Origin of the sequence: Intestinibacillus sp. NTUH-41-i26 (assembly GCF_032769475.1) — a bacterium.
In the GTDB taxonomy this organism is placed as follows: domain Bacteria; phylum Bacillota; class Clostridia; order Oscillospirales; family Butyricicoccaceae; genus Agathobaculum; species Agathobaculum ammoniilyticum.
In genome coordinates this window covers 562,072-578,631 of record NZ_CP136477.1, presented here as the reverse complement: position 1 = coordinate 578,631, position 16,560 = coordinate 562,072, and the positions used below count along the sequence as shown (strand labels likewise).

15 protein-coding genes and 1 pseudogene are annotated in these 16,560 nt (G+C 52.8%); 5 read left to right on the top strand and 11 right to left on the bottom strand.

Annotation, left to right across the window (positions count from 1 at the left end):
* Positions 1-6 precede the first annotated feature (6 nt).
* The 5 genes and pseudogenes from RX717_RS02780 to RX717_RS02760 all read right to left on the bottom strand — a co-directional run bounded on the left by RX717_RS02780 (position 7) and on the right by RX717_RS02760 (position 4,514).
* On the bottom strand, positions 7-660 hold the full coding sequence (locus RX717_RS02780; protein ID WP_054326684.1) for a methionine ABC transporter permease: 654 nt from the start codon (positions 658-660) through the stop codon (positions 7-9).
* Positions 647-1,665, bottom strand: a pseudogene (locus RX717_RS02775) (methionine ABC transporter ATP-binding protein). The gene RX717_RS02780 and the pseudogene RX717_RS02775 overlap by 14 nt, the downstream one beginning before the upstream one ends.
* A gap of 397 nt (positions 1,666-2,062) precedes the next feature.
* A complete protein-coding gene (gene ald / locus RX717_RS02770; protein ID WP_107631024.1) occupies positions 2,063-3,181 on the bottom strand; it encodes an alanine dehydrogenase in 1,119 nt (372 codons plus the stop codon).
* 37 nt (positions 3,182-3,218) lie between these two features.
* Positions 3,219-4,010: an HAD family hydrolase gene (locus RX717_RS02765; protein ID WP_107631025.1), complete on the bottom strand. Its 792-nt coding sequence runs from the start codon at positions 4,008-4,010 to the stop codon at positions 3,219-3,221.
* A gap of 6 nt (positions 4,011-4,016) precedes the next feature.
* Positions 4,017-4,514, bottom strand: coding sequence for a PTS sugar transporter subunit IIA (locus RX717_RS02760; RefSeq protein ID WP_107631026.1), 498 nt, complete (start codon positions 4,512-4,514; stop codon positions 4,017-4,019).
* A gap of 336 nt (positions 4,515-4,850) precedes the next feature.
* Here RX717_RS02760 and RX717_RS02755 point away from each other — a divergent pair, with 336 nt between their 5' ends.
* The 4 genes from RX717_RS02755 to RX717_RS02740 all read left to right on the top strand — a co-directional run bounded on the left by RX717_RS02755 (position 4,851) and on the right by RX717_RS02740 (position 8,698).
* Complete coding sequence (locus RX717_RS02755; protein WP_107631027.1) at positions 4,851-5,663, top strand: DeoR/GlpR family DNA-binding transcription regulator; 813 nt, start codon at positions 4,851-4,853, stop codon at positions 5,661-5,663.
* A 78-nt stretch (positions 5,664-5,741) separates the two neighbouring features.
* Entirely contained in the window at positions 5,742-6,044 is a 303-nt protein-coding gene (locus RX717_RS02750; protein ID WP_107631028.1) for a PTS sugar transporter subunit IIB, read from the top strand.
* A 12-nt stretch (positions 6,045-6,056) separates the two neighbouring features.
* On the top strand, positions 6,057-7,349 hold the full coding sequence (locus tag RX717_RS02745; RefSeq protein ID WP_107631029.1) for a PTS galactitol transporter subunit IIC: 1,293 nt from the start codon (positions 6,057-6,059) through the stop codon (positions 7,347-7,349).
* A gap of 14 nt (positions 7,350-7,363) precedes the next feature.
* Positions 7,364-8,698, top strand: a complete 1,335-nt coding sequence (locus RX717_RS02740; RefSeq protein ID WP_107631030.1) for an aspartate aminotransferase family protein — start codon at positions 7,364-7,366, stop codon at positions 8,696-8,698.
* Between the two features lie 450 nt (positions 8,699-9,148).
* Here the strand turns inward: RX717_RS02740 and nrdR are convergent, their stop codons facing one another.
* The 5 genes from nrdR to purB form a co-directional block, all read right to left on the bottom strand.
* Positions 9,149-9,604 (bottom strand): transcriptional regulator NrdR, encoded by a 456-nt coding sequence (gene nrdR / locus RX717_RS02735; RefSeq protein WP_054326682.1) that lies wholly within the window; start codon positions 9,602-9,604, stop codon positions 9,149-9,151.
* Positions 9,605-9,703: 99 nt separating this feature from the next.
* Positions 9,704-10,495 carry a sugar phosphate isomerase/epimerase family protein gene (locus RX717_RS02730; RefSeq protein ID WP_054326681.1) on the bottom strand — a complete coding sequence of 264 codons (792 nt, stop codon included), beginning with the start codon at positions 10,493-10,495 and terminating at the stop codon, positions 9,704-9,706.
* Between the two features lie 91 nt (positions 10,496-10,586).
* Entirely contained in the window at positions 10,587-11,501 is a 915-nt protein-coding gene (gene secF, locus RX717_RS02725; RefSeq protein WP_054326680.1) for a protein translocase subunit SecF, read from the bottom strand.
* Positions 11,502-11,519: 18 nt separating this feature from the next.
* Positions 11,520-12,809: a protein translocase subunit SecD gene (secD, locus tag RX717_RS02720; RefSeq protein WP_054326679.1), complete on the bottom strand. Its 1,290-nt coding sequence runs from the start codon at positions 12,807-12,809 to the stop codon at positions 11,520-11,522.
* A gap of 92 nt (positions 12,810-12,901) precedes the next feature.
* A complete protein-coding gene (gene purB / locus RX717_RS02715; RefSeq protein ID WP_107631031.1) occupies positions 12,902-14,332 on the bottom strand; it encodes an adenylosuccinate lyase in 1,431 nt (476 codons plus the stop codon).
* A gap of 249 nt (positions 14,333-14,581) precedes the next feature.
* Between purB and RX717_RS02710 the strand changes: the two genes are divergently transcribed.
* Positions 14,582-15,214 (top strand): GNAT family N-acetyltransferase, encoded by a 633-nt coding sequence (locus RX717_RS02710; protein ID WP_054326677.1) that lies wholly within the window; start codon positions 14,582-14,584, stop codon positions 15,212-15,214.
* Between the two features lie 38 nt (positions 15,215-15,252).
* Here RX717_RS02710 and RX717_RS02705 read toward each other — a convergent pair whose 3' ends face one another.
* Positions 15,253-16,446, bottom strand: a complete 1,194-nt coding sequence (locus RX717_RS02705) for a pyridoxal phosphate-dependent aminotransferase (protein ID WP_107632141.1) — start codon at positions 16,444-16,446, stop codon at positions 15,253-15,255.
* Positions 16,447-16,560 lie beyond the last annotated feature (114 nt).

Sequence of the window (16,560 nt, the reverse complement as noted above, 5' to 3'; positions counted from 1 at the left end):
ATTGCTTTACCGGTTGCGCTTATCCAGCCGGCGCGCCAGCCAAAGGCCAGCCTCCTGGAAGATCTGCACGACCACGACAATGATGATCACCGCAACCAGCATAATATCGAACTGATAGCGGTTATAGCCATAGGTGACTGCCACTGCGCCCAGGCCGCCGCCGCCGATAAAGCCGGCCATCGCGGAATAGCCCAGGATAGTGACGACCGAGATCGCGCCGCCGACCATGAGCGAGGGCTTGGCCTCCGGCACAAGCACCTTCCACACGATCTGCCACGGGCTTGCCCCCATAGACTGCGCGGCCTCGATCACGCCAAACGGCACCTCCTTGATGGAGGATTCTACCATGCGCGCCACATAGGGGGCGGCCGCCATGGTCAGCGGCACGATCATCGCGGTCGTGCCAATCGAGGAGCCTGTGATCGCGCGCGTCATCGGCGTAATCATAACGCCCAGGATCAGGAACGGCACCGAGCGCAGAATATTGACAACCACGCCCAGCACGGTGTTGAGTACCGGAATCGGGCGGATGCCGCCCTTATCGCTCACCACCAGCAGCAGGCCGACCGGCAGCCCGATCGCATAGGACACCACGGTGGATACCGCGACCATGTACAAGGTTTCCCACAGGGCCTGCGCCCAGAAATCAGGTGAAAGCATGCGCGTCGCCCTCCTCTACATGCACGTTCTGCGTTTCCAGATAGGCCAGCGCCCGCTTTGCCGCGCGTTCATCCTCCGGCAACTGCAGGATCATCTGGCCATATGCCTTCCCGTCGATATCCTTGGTGTCCGCAAACATGATATTGACCGGCGCCTTGCATTCCAGCACCATGTTGGATACCACCGGCTCAAACGACGAGTTTCCATCAAACACGATGCGGCAGTAATGCCTGCCCGTGGCCAGGCGCTCCCGCCTGCCATCCGGATAGATCAACTGCTTGGCCATCGCGGACTGCGGGCGGGTGAACACCCGATCGACCGTGCCGACCTCTGCGATGCGGCTGGAATCGATGATCGCCACGCGCTGACAGATCTCCTCGATGACCGCCATCTCATGCGTGATGACCACAATCGTGATGCCGAGCGTCTGATTGATCTCCTTAAGCAGCGCGAGGATGGAGCGCGTCGTCGTCGGGTCCAGCGCGCTGGTCGCCTCGTCGCAGAGCAGGATCTTAGGGTTGGTCGCCAAGGCTCGCGCGATGGCCACGCGCTGCTGCTGGCCGCCGGAAAGCTGGGATGGGTAATTACCCGCGCGGTCGCTCAGGCCGACGATATCGAGCAGTTCGCGCGCCCGCTTTTCCGCCTCCGCCTTACCCGTCCCCGCGATTTCCAACGGGAAGCAGATATTTTGCAGCGCGGTGCGCTGTTGCAGCAGGTTGAACTGCTGGAAGATCATGCCCATGGAGCGGCGCGCCTGCAGCAGCTCCTTTTTGAAAGCGCCCCCAGCTCCTGCCCGTCCACCGTGACCGTACCCTCGGTCGGCTTTTCCAGAAAATTGATGCACCGCACCAGCGTGGATTTGCCCGCGCCGGACAGGCCGATGATGCCAAATATCTCGCCGCGTCTGATGTCCAGGCTGACACCGTCAAGCGCCACAACCGTACCCGCGCGCCCGCGGAACGTCTTGTTCAGGTTTTGGATTCGCACAATAACATCCTGTTCCAAACCTTATTCCCCCTTGTTTCAAAATAAAAGCGGAAAGCAGTCCTGCTTTCCGCTCGCTTTCCATCTGAACCGCATCGCGCCGCATGACAAATACGGCCCGCTTGCAGCATAACAGCCCTGTTACGGCTGTATTGCAGAAAAACGAGCAAAACCGCACATCATGCACATGGACATTCGCAGTGCCAGCATTACGGTCTCCTCCTTTTCCTACAATTTCTATAGTATATTGCTTGGTTATTAGTGTACCGCTCTTTGCGGGATTTGTCAAGGATTTTTTGTAATCCTCCTACTGAAATCGATCCTAACGTCCCATATTTTTGAACTGATTTTCATTGTATGAATTCATTATGATATTATCACATAATATTTAATCTGATTTTAGCATATTGCCCCCATATCACAAGCCTAATATTTCATATAGCTTCTTATATTGCATGCCATGTGCTTCTGCTACGCCTTTGCAGGTAACTTTCCCATCATAGCAGTTAATTCCCGACGCAATACATGAATTCTGTTTTGCTGTCTGCTCCAATCCGTTATTTGCAATCGTTAGCCCGATTTGTATCGTTGCATTTGTCAGCGCTTCTGTTGCAGTATATGCAACCGCCCCCGGCATATTGGAAACACAATAATGTACGATGCCGGAATCAATAAATACCGGCTCCTGATGCGTTGTGACATGTGATGTCTCAAAACATCCGCCCTGATCAATCGCAACATCTACAATGACCGCTCCCTGCTGCATGATAGCCAAATCGTCGCGTGTTACCAGGCAAGGCGCTTTTCTTCCCGGCGACAGCACGGCACCGACTACAAGATCTGCTTTTTTCAGGCTTGTCGCAATGTTGTCTTGCGTACTATACAATGTTTGTATCCTGCTGCCATATTGCTGGTCCAAAGCAGTCAATCTGTTAACGTTAATATCCAGTATTGTTACATCAGCCCCCATACCTACGGCGATTTTACAAGCATTGGAACCAACCGTACCTGCCCCCAGAATAACAACCTTTGCTTTGTATACACCCGGAACACCGGAGAGCAGCACCCCTCTTCCTCCAAATGTTTTCTCCAGGTATTTAGCGCCTTCCTGCACCGACATCCGTCCGGCAATTTCGCTCATCGGTGTCAGGCACGGAAGGCCTCCATTTTTATCCGTAATCGTCTCATACGCTACTGCACGGATATGTTTTGCTACTAGCGCCTCCGTCAGAGGCCTATCGGCTGCAAGATGCAAGTAGGTATACAAAATCTGTCCTTCCCGCATCAGCGGATATTCGCTCGCAATCGGCTCCTTTACTTTTACGATCATTTCCGATGCTTTCCATATCCGCTCTGCATCCTCTGCACATTGTGCGCCTGCAGATATATAATCATCATCGCTGAAGCCCACTCCCAGCCCCGCACCTTTTTCGACCATTACCGTGTGCCCGGCAGCCGTATATGCCCGCACATTTGCAGGAGTCATACCAACGCGATATTCATTATTTTTACGCTCTTTGACCAATCCGATTTTCATAATGTGTCCTCCTGAACCATGCTCTTATCTGTTAGCATCATCCAATATGAAACCATTTTTTTATTGCGCCTACTACAGCGTTTTCATTATTCGAGCCAATCTGGTATTTACACATAGCGGCCAACGCAGGGTGCGAATTCTTCATGGCGAACGTATGGGTACACGCCTTCATTAGGCCTATATCATTCAGATAGTCTCCAAACGCCATACTTTCACCGGCAGTAATGCCGTATCGCTGTTGCAGTTCCTGCAAGCCCGTACCTTTATCGACACCAAGTCGGTGTATATCAACCCACATGTTTTCAGACAGATAAATTTCTATACACTCTTTAAATGCAGACAGCGCAGGGAGAACATGTTTTTTTGCCTCAGGATGATATACGGAACACTGTACCACCTTATCTGTTTTCAGAATCTGCTCAAAGCAGTCAACCTGCTGCAAATCGCAAAAGTACTTTTTCGCAAACTGCAGAAAATCCTGATCGCGGCTCTCTGTATATACACCATCCACACATGTAACAACCATATGCGAACCTGCAATATGCCGCGCTGTACCGATTGGTTCATATAGTAAATTCGGATCAATTTCATATATGGAGACAAGTTGTCCCCTATCATATATTAGCGATCCGTTCACACATATAAATGCTATTATGTCAGATATTTCCGGAAAAAAAGAGAGCAAGTTCTTATATTGTCTGCCGGAGGCGACAACAAAACGCACATCCATGCGCTGTAGCACTTTGATAACAGGCACAATGTCTTCAGGCAGTTCTTTTCGATTGTTTAAGAGCGTGCCATCCATATCCGCTGCAATCAGACGAACCATAAATATTCACTTCCCGCTCTTTTGGATCAGTGAGGCAAAACGAGTCGCGGCCTCCTCACAGGTATCTGCTTGCAGAATGCTTTGGACAGCTCCCTCGGTCTGAAATACTTCCATCAGATTCTGCAGTACATCAATCTGTTTATTGGGATCCTTTATTGCCAACATCACCAACAGATGTACCGCTCCCTTTCGATCCGGTTCGCCCATTAGTTGAAAATCGACAGGATTCCGCAGTATGCCCAAAGCAATTGCAGATTCTTTTACATGCACCGCCTCTGCGTGTGGGATTGCAACGCAGATATCTTTGAGCTGAAGACCGGTAGGGAAACTCTGCTCACGCTTCCATACTGCGTCCGGATAGCTTTTCTCCACACATCCTGCATTGATCAGCAGTTGTGCCGTTTGAAAAATTGCGCACTCACTGTTATCGGAAATAATATTGATATCAATTAGCTGTGAACCGAATGTGATTGTTCCTAATAACTTATCTTTGTTTTTTTCCATGGAATCCCTTCTTTCTTTTATCCGAGCAGTAATGGGTCATAGATTGATCTTTATTATAACACTTTACATTCAAAAGTAAATAATTTAAAAACACAAATACAAACCAAAATTCAAAAAACAAAAATGTCAAAAATGCACAATTTCATTTTTTGTTTTGTTTTTTTAAAATAAATTCTTATTTTTATCCTAAATTCTCGCATATTATTCCTATTTTTATTATTTATAGTGTTTTTTGTTTTCTTTGTTTTTGTTGACATAAATGCAAACCAGAAGTATAATATAAAAAAACAAAAGATCAATACAGAAAATAAAGGCATAGAAAACGGAGGCATTTTTATGGCAAACGATCGGGAATCATATATTCTGAAGAAAATACAAACCGAAAAACGAGTAAAGGTTACCGAGCTAGCCGAAGCGCTTCAGGTGACGCCAGAAACAATCAGAAAAGACTTAACCGAAATGGAAGAGCGCCGTTTGTTAAAGCGTGTTCATGGAGGCGCTGTTATCCCCTCCTACTTCAAGTCCTCTGAGCCGGCATATGACGACAGAAGCGAGATGCAGGTTGCTGCTAAAAAGCGTATTGCCGAAGAAGTTGCCAACGATATATTACCCGGCGAGACGCTCTTGATAGATAACGGATCAACCATATACGAACTCGCCAAAGCAATCAGCAATATACCTCAGCTCACCATCATCACTCCGTCGTTAAAGATTGCAATGGTCTTTTTAAAAAACCCCTCTGCAAAAGTCTTCCTTCTGGGCGGATGGCTTCGCTTCACCGAACCCTCAACATTTGGCGATGTTACCATTAATCAGTTAAAGGGGTTTCATGTAAATAAAACTATTTTATCCGTCGCAGGACTTTCTGCAGAATATGGTCTGACCGAATATCTTGAAGAGGATGCTGCCATCAAGAGGCAAGCTCTACAGTGCGGCGAGAAAAAAATAGTGCTGGTAGACCACACTAAGCTGGATGTAACCGCCCTGCTCACAGTTGCCGCTATTGAGCAGGTCGATCAAATTTATGTAGACGGATATGACGCAGATCCCCGTATCTGCTCCATTCGCGAAAAAGGCATAGAGGTTATATGCATTCCCCATGCACAAGGGATGCAAAATAACGCCGTATCAGACAACCCGCAAGAATAAGACTTTTTCTGAAGCAAGGAGGGATGCGATCAAGTAATAATATCGCCAAAAAATGCAAAAAAAGGAGGTAAAAATGTTATGAAGCCAACCATTCTCGTCTGCTGTGCAAGCTCTGTGGCAACCTCGACTATTGTCGCTGGAAAAGTTCGGGAAATCCTTGACGATCAAGGCTTTGACGTTGAGGTTATTCAAAGTTCCTTCGCAGAAATGAATTCTAAAATCGAAATGCGGCATCCCTGCCTTATCATGGTTACCGGTGCAGTTTCAACGCCAGAGGACATTCCAGCACTTGTGGCGACGCCGTTTTTGACAGGGATCGGCAAAGAAGCGATTATTGAAAAGATGTGTGAAATCGTTGGACAGGCAGTGGCTGGAAAGTGAGGAGGGAACCAAATGAGTCAATTATTAGAACTGATCAAATCTCTTTTTCAGGTATTGCTTGATTTTGATTCTTTTGTTTTGGTTCCGCTCTTCCTGCTGATCATGGCGCTGGTCATGGGGGCAAAATTCAGCAAAGCTCTGCGCGCCGCACTGACGGTAGGCGTCGGCTTTGTTGGTGTGTCCACACTGACCAATCTGTTTTTCACAGTTCTTGCGCCAGTGGCAGAATCGATGGTTGAACGTTGGGATCTTTCACTAAATGTTATTGATGTTGGATGGGGTCCCTTCATGAGTGCAATCTGGGCCCTCCCGATTTCTCTGCTCATGCTTCCGCTGTTTGTAATCCTCAACATCATTCTTCTCCTAGTCAAATATACCGATACTTTGGATATTGATTTGTGGAATTATGCACTTTGCTTTTATGCCGGCATGTTCACTTATGTCGCAACTGATCATAATATGTTTTTGGCCATTCTTGCCTTTTCGGTCTGTGTCTGCATTATTTTGAAGCTCGCTGACCTCATCGCTCCGCGAACGGAAGATTTTTTTGGTCTTCCAGGCATTTCCTTCCCCCAACTTGTTTCGATATCATTCATGCCGATCGGATGGGTTCTTGCAAAAGGAATGGACAAAGTTCCCGTTTTGAAAAATTTGGATGGTGATTCGGAATCGCTTCGAAAAAGATTCGGCATTTTGGGCGAACCAATTTTTATGGGATTTGTGATAGGTCTTGTCATTTCCCTGCTGGCGGGACAAAATCTTGGCGGATCGCTTGGCGTCGGCATGACAATGGCCGGTGTAATGGTCTTGCTTCCTCGAATGGTATCTGTGTTGGTGGAAGGCTTGAGTCCACTGAGCGAAGTGATCCGTACCCGTTTCGAAAAATGGATGCCTGGCCGTAAGATCCGCATTGGCCTGGATACCGCTGTTATCATCGGCAACCCCGCTACACTGGCTGCGAGCATTATGCTTGTCCCCGTCTCGCTCATATTGGCCGCCGTACTTCCTTACAACCGCGTTATCCCATTTGCCGATTTGGCCAGTATTGCATTTGCCATCTGCCTAATTACGCCATTTGTCAAAGGTAATGTTATCAAATTATTTATTATCGGCGTATTTCTGATCGCATTTGTTATGCTTCCGATTTCTACTTTGGTTTCACCGGAAATCACCGCAGTCGTTCAAGAGGCCAATATGTTTAGTCTGCCGGATGGCTTTGGCACAGCAAGCATGGTTACTTCGTTTGTGGATGGATCCAACCCGATTAGCTTTATTGTTTATAAAATATTCTCACTTTTCGGCTAAATGGAGGTTAAAGTATGAAACAGATTCCCAACAGTTTCGATGTCGCGACCGAACAACAGTTAAAAGAACATATGATGTTCGGTGGTCCATGGAGAGGTCCGCTGATCATACGTGGTCAAGGTGTCTACTGTTACGATCGTGATGGCAAGGAATATCTTGATTTTGAATCACAGGCATGGTCGCTTGCATTGGGCTTTGGCAATCAGGAAATTATGGAAGCTGCATTTGAGCAAGCCAAATTCCTATACCACATGAAGGGTGGACTGAACACTTTTCCCAGGCTGAAACTTGTCGATAAAATTCTTAGCATGGTGCCGGATTGCTTCGATCGTGTTTCATTTGAACCAAGCGGTTCAATTGCAAACGAGGCGGCAATGAAAATCTCCATGATCAACCGTCCAGAAGCCCGGTATTTCATCAGTCTGTATCACGCCTTCCACGGAAATACACTTGCCACCTCCGCTGGCGGATGGCATGCAACAAAAGCACCCAGACATTACGGCGGCGGCATTAAGTACATTGGGTTCATGCAGAATTTCGTTCGGGCACAGAATCCTTATTGTTACCGCTGTCCATATGGCAAGGAGTGCGGGAAATGCAACTACCTATGCGCAGAGGAACTCCGCAATACAATTTTGTATGGTGTTTCCGGACCTGTCGCTGCCGTGATTCTCGAACCAGTACAGGGCAGCGGCGGACAGATCCCCTGTCCCCCCGGCTATATGAAACGTGTGCGGGAGATCTGTGATGAAACAGGAACACTTCTTATTTTCGACGAAATGCAAACCGGTTTCGGACGTTGTGGCACTATGTTTGCCATGGATTATTTAGGCGTCACACCGGATATTTTCACAATTGGCAAAGCAATGGGCAACGGTTTCCCGATCGCCGGCACAGTCATTCAGAAGAGTCTAAAAGGTTTTCAGGATGGCACAGATGATAATTTCACATTCTGCAACAACCCCATGGCGCAGGCTGCATCACTCAAAACAATTGAGATTATGCAACGAGACCATGTGCCGGAAAACGCTAAAAAAATGGGGGATTTCCTAACGCATGGCCTAAAAGAGATTCAAAAGCGATATCCGGTTATGGGTGATGTCCGTGGTCCCGGTCTGCATATCGGGATTGAAATGGTTCGTGATCCTGAAACCAAGGAACCCGATGTACAACTGGCAGCCTCCATCTATGAGAACGCACTGCACAACGGTGTTATTATGGGGTTGGGCGGCTCTTCGCCACATGTGATCAAAGTGAAACCGCCTCTAATCATTAATGAGCAGCAATGCAGCGCATTTTTGGAGCGTTTTGAGAAGTCCTTGCAACAAGCCCTTCAAGATCGAAGATAATGATAAAATAATATAAAGGATGCGTATTGGAAATGAAAAATGCAGCAAAAAAACACAGGTTGCTGTATGAATTACAGGGTGTGTGGCAATACCTGCTTCATTTCAATCCAGCAATCCTGTGTTAGTTTTAGTATAGCATGCTCCCCTCCCACTTTCAAGCATGATAGAGCAGAAACAGTTCAGTGGGGCTGCTGCAAAGTAGTCTGTTGAAAAAAACGCACAAAAAATCGGCACCCAAAGAAGCAAAAAACGCTTCCACGGGTGCCATTTTTCTGAGATTATTTTGTGCAAAGCATTATAGCAGCGAAACATACTGAACCCAAGCGAAATATTTCTCCGTTATCATTCATTTCCCAATAAAAAGGACCCCAAGCACGTTTTCGTACCTTGGATCCTGATTGACTGTTTTGGTGAGACGTTGAAGGTATTTTTGCGGGGAAAGCCTCATATTTATTTATCTTTAATCAAAGTATTAAGCTCTTCCATGAACGTATTGATATCTTTGAACTGGCGGTAAACCGAGGCAAAGCGCACATAGGCCACCTCGTCCACCTTGCGGAGCTGCTCCATGACCAATTCTCCGATGACCTTGCTGGATACCTCACTCTCGAGCGAGCCGAACACCTTCTGCTCCACATTATCCACGATCTGCTCGAGCTGCATGAGCGAAACCGGCCGCTTTTCGCAGGCCTTCATCAGCCCGTTCAACAGCTTCTGGCGGTCGTAGGCCTGTCGGGTACCGTCCCGCTTGACCAGCATGAGCGGCATGCGCTCGACCGTTTCGTAGGTGGTAAAACGCTTGAGGCATTTGAGACATTCGCGCCGACGGCGGATACTCGTCCCCTCGTCGGTCGGCCGCGAATCGACTACCTTGCTGTCCTCATAGCCGCAAAACGGACATTTCATCGGGCTTCACCCTCGCAATCCTATAAAATGTGAATCATTTGTGGTTATTATACCACCCCTTGTATAAAAAAGTCAACCATAGCGGGCGCATTTACCCCGTCAAACCGTCAAAAAGCGGGAAAGCACGCTCACGGCGCGCGCCAGATCGTCCGGTCCCGTGAAATTCGAGCGGTATACCTCGATCAACGCATGCCCGCTGTAGCCGGCTGCGCGCAGGCGTGAGAAAAAGTCCGCGTAATCCATCGTTCCCGCCCCGGGCAGCAGGCAGCTCTGCTCGGCTGAGAAATCGTTAATATGGATGTTTACCAGCCGTTCCCCCACTGCATCGATGAATTCCCTCGGGTGACGGCCGGCGCGGTGCGCCTGCTTGATGTCGAGCGTGTACCGCAGCGCGGGAACGTCGCGGTACAGGGCGCTCAGGAATGCGGGGTCGCGCGAACGGCACCACGCCACATTCTCCTGCGCGAGCGTCACGCCGCAGGAGGCTGCGAGCCCGCACAGCCGGCGGTATACCTCGCACTTGCGCGCCCAGCGTGCCGGATCGTCCGCATGCCCCATATCGCGCTCCCCGTGGAAGGTGAAAAAGCGCGCGCCCAGCGCCGCCGCGCATTCCAGATAGCGCTGGTACTGCATCAGCCCGTCCTCTGTGCGGCGCTGGTAATCGGAGAACAGGAGCAGCCCCTCCATCAGCGAGGTGTAGGGGTGGACAGACACGATATCCAGCCCCAGTTGACGCGCCTGCGCGCCCAACTGCTCATAAAAGCGCGGCGAGAACTCGCTCTCCGTATTAAAGAAAACCTCAACCGCATGCACGCCCAGTCCGGCCAGGATGGGCAGTATCTCCTCGACCGGCTGCGGATAGAAGCACGCAGTCGAAATGCCCAGACGCATGGGGGTCCCTCCTTTTCCAAAAAAACCGGACGGGGATACACGCCGCACCCCCGTCCGTTGTTTCGCGCAGTACGCGCTTCTTTCCCTTTATTCAGATACGTTTCTTGCGGAAATGCTTGCGGTAGAACGACCAGAAGCTTGCCGACAGCATGATCGACGACCAGGCGCCCGCAACGATGCCCACGATCAGCGGCAGCGTAAACTGCTTGAGAGACGGCACGCCCAGAACAAAGATCATGCCGACTGTGAACAGCGTGGTAAGGGTCGTGTTGATAGTACGTCCCATGGTCTGCCAGACGCTGCGCTCCGCGACCTCCTCAAACGGCTCCTTGCGCGCCACACGCAGGTTCTCACGGATGCGGTCGAATACGATGATGGACGCGTTGATCGAATAGCCGAGTATGGTCAGCGCCGCAGCGATAAAGCCGGTGTCCAGCGGGATCTGGAACCATACATAGACCGACAGCATGATCAACAGGTCGTGGATCAGGCAGGTGACCGCCGCCAGGCCGCTGGTGAGTTCAAATCGGATGGTGATATAGATCAGCATCAGCACGATCGCCACTACCGCGCACAGGAACGCCGCGCGCTGTAGGTCGCTGCCGACCGAAGGGGAAACGTCGTTATTGTTGTATAGATCTTTGCCATCTTTGTCCAGGCTGTAGGTTTCGACCATCTTGTCGATGACAGCCGCGCGCTTTTCCGAATCGATCGAGGTAGAGCGGATCAGCACGTTTTCGTTGCTGTCGCCCGACGAGGTGACCGAGGACGGGTCGACGCCCGTTACCTCCTGAAACAACTCGCGCACCTCAGTCTGGACCGTCTGGTCCACCGTCTTGTGCAGGTTGAACTCCATCTCCGTGCCGCCGGCAAAGTCGATGCTCAGGTTAAAGAAGTTCTGGCCGAACGGCAGCGCAATCAGAGCCACCAAGCCGGTCGCGCACAGCAGGATGGAGATAATGCCAAAAATCTTGAAATTCTTCAGAATGGGAAACTTGGGTTTCATTATTTATCTCCTCCTTTCTTAAACGCCGTAAGCCTTGGGGCTGCGAACATGGAAATCCACCATGCGGTTGAGCAGGAAATGGGTCACCGTCAGGGCTGTAAACATGGAAATGATAACGCCGAGACCCAGCGTGGTCGCAAAGCCGACGATTGTGCCGGTACCCATCCAGAACAGCACCGCGGCCGCAATCAGCGTGGTGATGTTGGAGTCCAGGATCGCGGTGAACGCGCGCTTAAAGCCGGAGTCGATAGCACTCTTGACGGTCTTGCCCGCGCGCAGCTCTTCCTTGATGCGTTCAAAGATAATGACGTTCGCATCGACCGCCATGCCGATCGACAGGATGATGCCCGCGATACCCGGCAGGGACAGGTTGACACGGATCAGGCCGAACACGACCGCTTCAATGACAATATAGAAGCCGAGCGCCAGACAGGCGACCAGGCCCGGGATGCGGTAAACGATCAGCATGAACAGGCAGACCAGCACAATGCCGATCGCGCCCGCGAGCAGCGAGGTCTGCAGGGCGTTCGCGCCGAGCTGCGGGCCAACCGAGCGAAGCTCAACCTGCTTGAGGCTGAACGGCATCTGGCCGACGTTGATCAGGTCCGCCAGCTCCTTGGCGCTTTCCGCCGTGAAGTTGCCTCCCGAGATCACGCAGGTACTCTGCGTCAGCTGGTTCTCCACCATCGGTGTGGAAATCGCCTGATCGTCCATGACGATGGCAAGGAAGTTCATACCGTCCGTATTTTTCCGCGCCGCGATCGAAGCGGTCGCCTCGGAGAATTTCTGCGTTCCCTCGTCGGTGAACTCGATCTGGACGTAATGCTCGTCCGTCAGTTCCGCGCCGGTCGGCTGGCCGTACATGGCGGTCGCACGCTTGATATCTGTGCCGGTCAGCCACTCCTTGCCGTCCGCGTCCATAAACACGAGCTGCGCGGTCGAGCCCAACGTCTGCACGGCTTCTTCAGGATTGGTGATCTGCGGGATCTCGACCGAGATGCGGTTGTCGCCCGAAAGCGCGACAGTCGCCTCGGTGAAGCCCTTGTTGGTCAGGCGCTGACGGATCATGGACTGCGCCGTTTCCATATCGCTGGACAGGTTGCCCGTATCGTAGCCCTCCGGCAGCTCCGCCTCATATACGATGCGCGAACCGCCCACCAGATCGAGGCCGAGCCGGATGCCGTGCTCGGTATCATTCACCGCAGGGATGATCGTGCGCCCTGCAACGGTAAAGCCCATTACCGCGCAAAGACCGAGCAAAACGATCACGAGCATGACTGCGATGAAAGAAATCACACTCTTTTTCAATGTTTTACAGCCTCCTTTGTTTTCTTACACAACTGATTTAGTATACTGCGAAACCGCAGAAAAGTCAATATTGCCGTGTCTGGCCACCGCGCTTACAGGTTGATCTCCACCGTGACGTCCCCGCCGTCCAGATAGGGCGCGATAGCCGGCCGGACGCACTCGCTGAGGAACTCGTCCACCTGGGACGGGCAGCGGCCGATATACGCGGACGGGTCCAGGTGCTCCATAATCTGCTCGCGCGTCATGCCGAACATCGGGTCCGCGGCGATGCGGTCGATCAGGTCGTTGTCCAGCCCTTCCTCCTTGATGCGCTTGCCCGCAGCCATGGAATGCTCGCGGATGCGCTCGTGCAGCTCCTGCCGGTTGCCGCCGCGCTTGACCGCGCCCATCATGATGTTTTCGGTCGCCATAAAGGGCAGCTCGTTCATCACGCGCTGGTGGATGACCTTGGGATATACCACCAGGCCGGACACCACGTTAATCATAATGTTCAGAATCGCGTCCACCGCAAGGAACGCCTCCGGCACGGAGATGCGCTTGTTCGCCGAATCGTCGAGCGTGCGCTCGAACCACTGGGTAGCAGAGGTAAAGGCGGGGTTCAGGCTGTCCGTGATGACATAGCGCGCCAGCGCGCAGATTCGCTCGCTCCTCATCGGATTGCGCTTGTACGGCATCGCGGACGAGCCGATCTGGTGCGCCTCGAACGGCTCCTCAATCTCCTTGAGGTGCTGCAGCAAACGCAGGTCGGTGGCAAACTTGGACGCCGACTGCGCGATGCCGGACAGGGTAGCCAGCGTCTGCGCGTCGATCTTGCGCGAGTAGGTCTGTCCGGAAACCGGCACCACACCCGCGAAGCCGAAGTCCGCCGCGATGCGCGCTTCCAGCTCCTTGACCTTTCCCTCGTCCCCGTCGAACAGCTCCATAAAGGACGCCTGCGTGCCGGTCGTACCCTTGCTGCCCAGCATGCGCAGGTTTTCAATGCGGTACTCAACCTCGGCCAGATCCATCAGCAGCTCGTTCATCCACAGGGTCGCGCGCTTGCCGACCGTGGTGAGCTGCGCGGGCTGAAAGTGGGTGAAGCCCAGCGTGGGCTGCGCCTTGTGCGCGTCCGCGAAGCGCGCCAGCTTGTCCAGCACCACGGCCAGCTTTTTGCGCACGAGCAGCAGGCCCGCGCGGATCTGGATGATATCCGTGTTATCGCCCACATAGGCGCTCGTCGCGCCGAGGTGGATGATGCCCGCCGCCTTGGGCGCAGCCTTGCCGAACGTATAGACGTGCGCCATCACGTCGTGGCGGACCTCTTTCTCACGCGCCTTGGCCGTATCATAATCGATATCGGTCAAATGCGCCTCCATTTCGTCCACCTGCTCTTGGGTGATGGGCAGGCCGAGCGCCATCTCCGCCTTGGCCAGCGACACCCACAGGCGGCGCCAGGTAGAAAACTTCATATCCGAGGAAAAGGTATACAGCATCTCCTCCGAAGCGTAGCGCGAAGAAAGCGGGCTTTCGTACACGTTGTTCATGTCAGTCGTCCTTTCCGATCTATCTTCATTTTTTGTGGAAACACAAAAGAACGGACTGAAACAGTCCGCTCTTAGTTTATCACCCCATCCCGCGCATTTCAAGCAAAACCGCCTTGTTTTGCGCACACATTGTAACAATAAACAAAGAAATCCCCCGTGCGTGCCATTGATTTGACAGCGCCGCGGCACGGCTTGACGGACCACGGCCTGCATGCTATCATCAAGTCAGCCACAAACCGGAGGTGCAACATGAGAAAAGCCCGTCAGGACGAGCTTCCAGCGCTGGCCGCGCTGATGTTCGACCAGTTTTATGAAAAGGAAGAGCTGCGGCAGCAGTTTTCCGGCGTGGATATGGAAACCGCCCGCCAGGTCGGTCCGACCATACTCAGCCTCGGACAGGACTATTTCTTCGAACACGGCGATGTTTTCGTCTGCGAGACTGCGGACGGTGCGCTCACCGGCGCGCTGGTCGGCACCGACCCGTGCAGGCGCGCCCCGCTCGGTCCGCTCGCGCAGATCATTTATCTGCTGCGGCGCGGCCGCGCGCTGCGCGGCATCCCCAAGCGCCTGCTCGCACAGCTCACACGCAACAGCCGACCCGTTATGGCCGTACACAGCATGAACTGGTACCGGCGCTATTGCAACCGGCCGTACTACATCGCGCAGTTCGCTGTCGCCAAGGCGCACCGTGGCACAGGTGTCGCCCGCGAGCTGATGGACGGCGCGCTCGCCCGCGCAGCGGCGCTGGGCTGCCAGACAGTCGCGCTCGAAACCTTTTCACGGGAGAATGTGCCGATTTACCTGCATTTCGGCTTCCAGCTCAAGCAGGTTCACACCTGCGGCGCGTTCACGGAATACCGCCTGCTCAAGCCGCTCGAATAATGCAAAAGGGAGGACATCCGTCCTCCCTTTTCCTGTCATTATGCGTTTTGGATGAACTGTTCCAGCCGGTCCAGCCCCTTGTCGATCTCGGCCAGCGAAGTCGCGTAGCTCCAGCGGACAAAGCCAGGCGCCGCGAACGCCGTACACGGCACGGTCGCCACCAGCCCTTTTTCCAGGAACAGATGCGCGAAATCCTCCGCGCTCCCAATCGTTTTCCCGTACATGGACTTGCCGATGAAGCTTTTCATGTTCATCATCACATAGAACGCGCCCTGCGGCTTGATGCAGGAAACACCCGCGATGCGGTTCATACGCCCGACCAGATGATCCCGACGCTTCTCAAACGCGCGTTTCATGGCCTGCATATCCTCCTGCGGGCCGCGCAGCGCCACGATCGCCGCGTGCTGGGAGATCGTGGAGGGCGCCGAGGTGGAATGGCTTAGGTAATTGCCCATCACACGGGCCAGCTCCGGATTGGAGGCCGTGTAGCCAATGCGCCAGCCGGTCATGGCATAGCTCTTGGACACGCCGTTAACCAGTATGGTCCGCTCCTTGACATCCTCGCCCAGCGAAGCAAAGGATACGAACTCGATATCGTCATAGACCAGGTTGCAGTAAATCTCGTCCGCGATCACATAGACGTTGCGGCGGCAGCATACCTCGGCGATCGCCTCCAGCTCTGCGCGCGTATAGACCATGCCGGTCGGGTTGCAGGGCGAATTGAGCATAAACACCTTGGTCCGGTCGGTGATCGCCGCGTCGAGCTGCGCCGCCGTGATCTTGAAATCCTCGGCCTCGCCCGCGGCGACAATCACAGGCACCGCGCCCGCCTGCTTGACCATCTCAGAATAGCTGACCCAGTAGGGCGCCGCGATCACGACCTCGTCGCCCGGGTCGCACAGCGTCATCAGCGCCACATAGACCGAATGCTTCGCGCCGGACGCGACCACGATCTGGCTGGGCGCGTATTCCAGCCCAAAGTCCGCCTTCAGGCGGTAGCTCGCCGCTTCGCGGAGCTGCATCAGTCCTGCGGCCGGCGTATATTTGGTAAAGTTGTTTTCGATCGCATCGATGCCCGCCTGCTTGATATGCTCGGGCGTCGGGAAATCCGGCTCGCCCGCGCCGAAGCCGACGACGTCCTTCCCCTCTGCTTTCATCTGCTTGAACAGCGAATCAATCGCAAGCGTGGTGGACGCCTGCACGCCGGCGGCGATTTTGGAAATCGGCTTCAATGCCACGATACAGCACTCTCCCTTACAAGTCTGTTCCCGTTTCTCTCTACAATCCTTATTATATGCTTCCTTTTTTCATTTTGCAAGTATGCTATCAAAAAATTGCAAAAACGA

What these genes read in the sequence shown, in the direction of transcription:
- secF (WP_054326680.1), bottom strand. Translation starts at nt 11,501, where the DNA reads ATGAAACCCAAGTTTCCCATTCTGAAGAATTTCAAGATTTTTGGCATT.
- purB (WP_107631031.1), bottom strand. Translation starts at nt 14,332, where the DNA reads ATGAACAACGTGTACGAAAGCCCGCTTTCTTCGCGCTACGCTTCGGAG.
- RX717_RS02745 (WP_107631029.1), top strand. Translation starts at nt 6,057, where the DNA reads ATGAGTCAATTATTAGAACTGATCAAATCTCTTTTTCAGGTATTGCTT.
- RX717_RS02730 (WP_054326681.1), bottom strand. Translation starts at nt 10,495, where the DNA reads ATGCGTCTGGGCATTTCGACTGCGTGCTTCTATCCGCAGCCGGTCGAG.
- RX717_RS02750 (WP_107631028.1), top strand. Translation starts at nt 5,742, where the DNA reads ATGAAGCCAACCATTCTCGTCTGCTGTGCAAGCTCTGTGGCAACCTCG.
- RX717_RS02710 (WP_054326677.1), top strand. Translation starts at nt 14,582, where the DNA reads ATGAGAAAAGCCCGTCAGGACGAGCTTCCAGCGCTGGCCGCGCTGATG.
- RX717_RS02755 (WP_107631027.1), top strand. Translation starts at nt 4,851, where the DNA reads ATGGCAAACGATCGGGAATCATATATTCTGAAGAAAATACAAACCGAA.
- RX717_RS02760 (WP_107631026.1), bottom strand. Translation starts at nt 4,514, where the DNA reads ATGGAAAAAAACAAAGATAAGTTATTAGGAACAATCACATTCGGTTCA.
- RX717_RS02765 (WP_107631025.1), bottom strand. Translation starts at nt 4,010, where the DNA reads ATGGTTCGTCTGATTGCAGCGGATATGGATGGCACGCTCTTAAACAAT.
- RX717_RS02740 (WP_107631030.1), top strand. Translation starts at nt 7,364, where the DNA reads ATGAAACAGATTCCCAACAGTTTCGATGTCGCGACCGAACAACAGTTA.
- RX717_RS02780 (WP_054326684.1), bottom strand. Translation starts at nt 660, where the DNA reads ATGCTTTCACCTGATTTCTGGGCGCAGGCCCTGTGGGAAACCTTGTAC.
- ald (WP_107631024.1), bottom strand. Translation starts at nt 3,181, where the DNA reads ATGAAAATCGGATTGGTCAAAGAGCGTAAAAATAATGAATATCGCGTT.
- nrdR (WP_054326682.1), bottom strand. Translation starts at nt 9,604, where the DNA reads ATGAAATGTCCGTTTTGCGGCTATGAGGACAGCAAGGTAGTCGATTCG.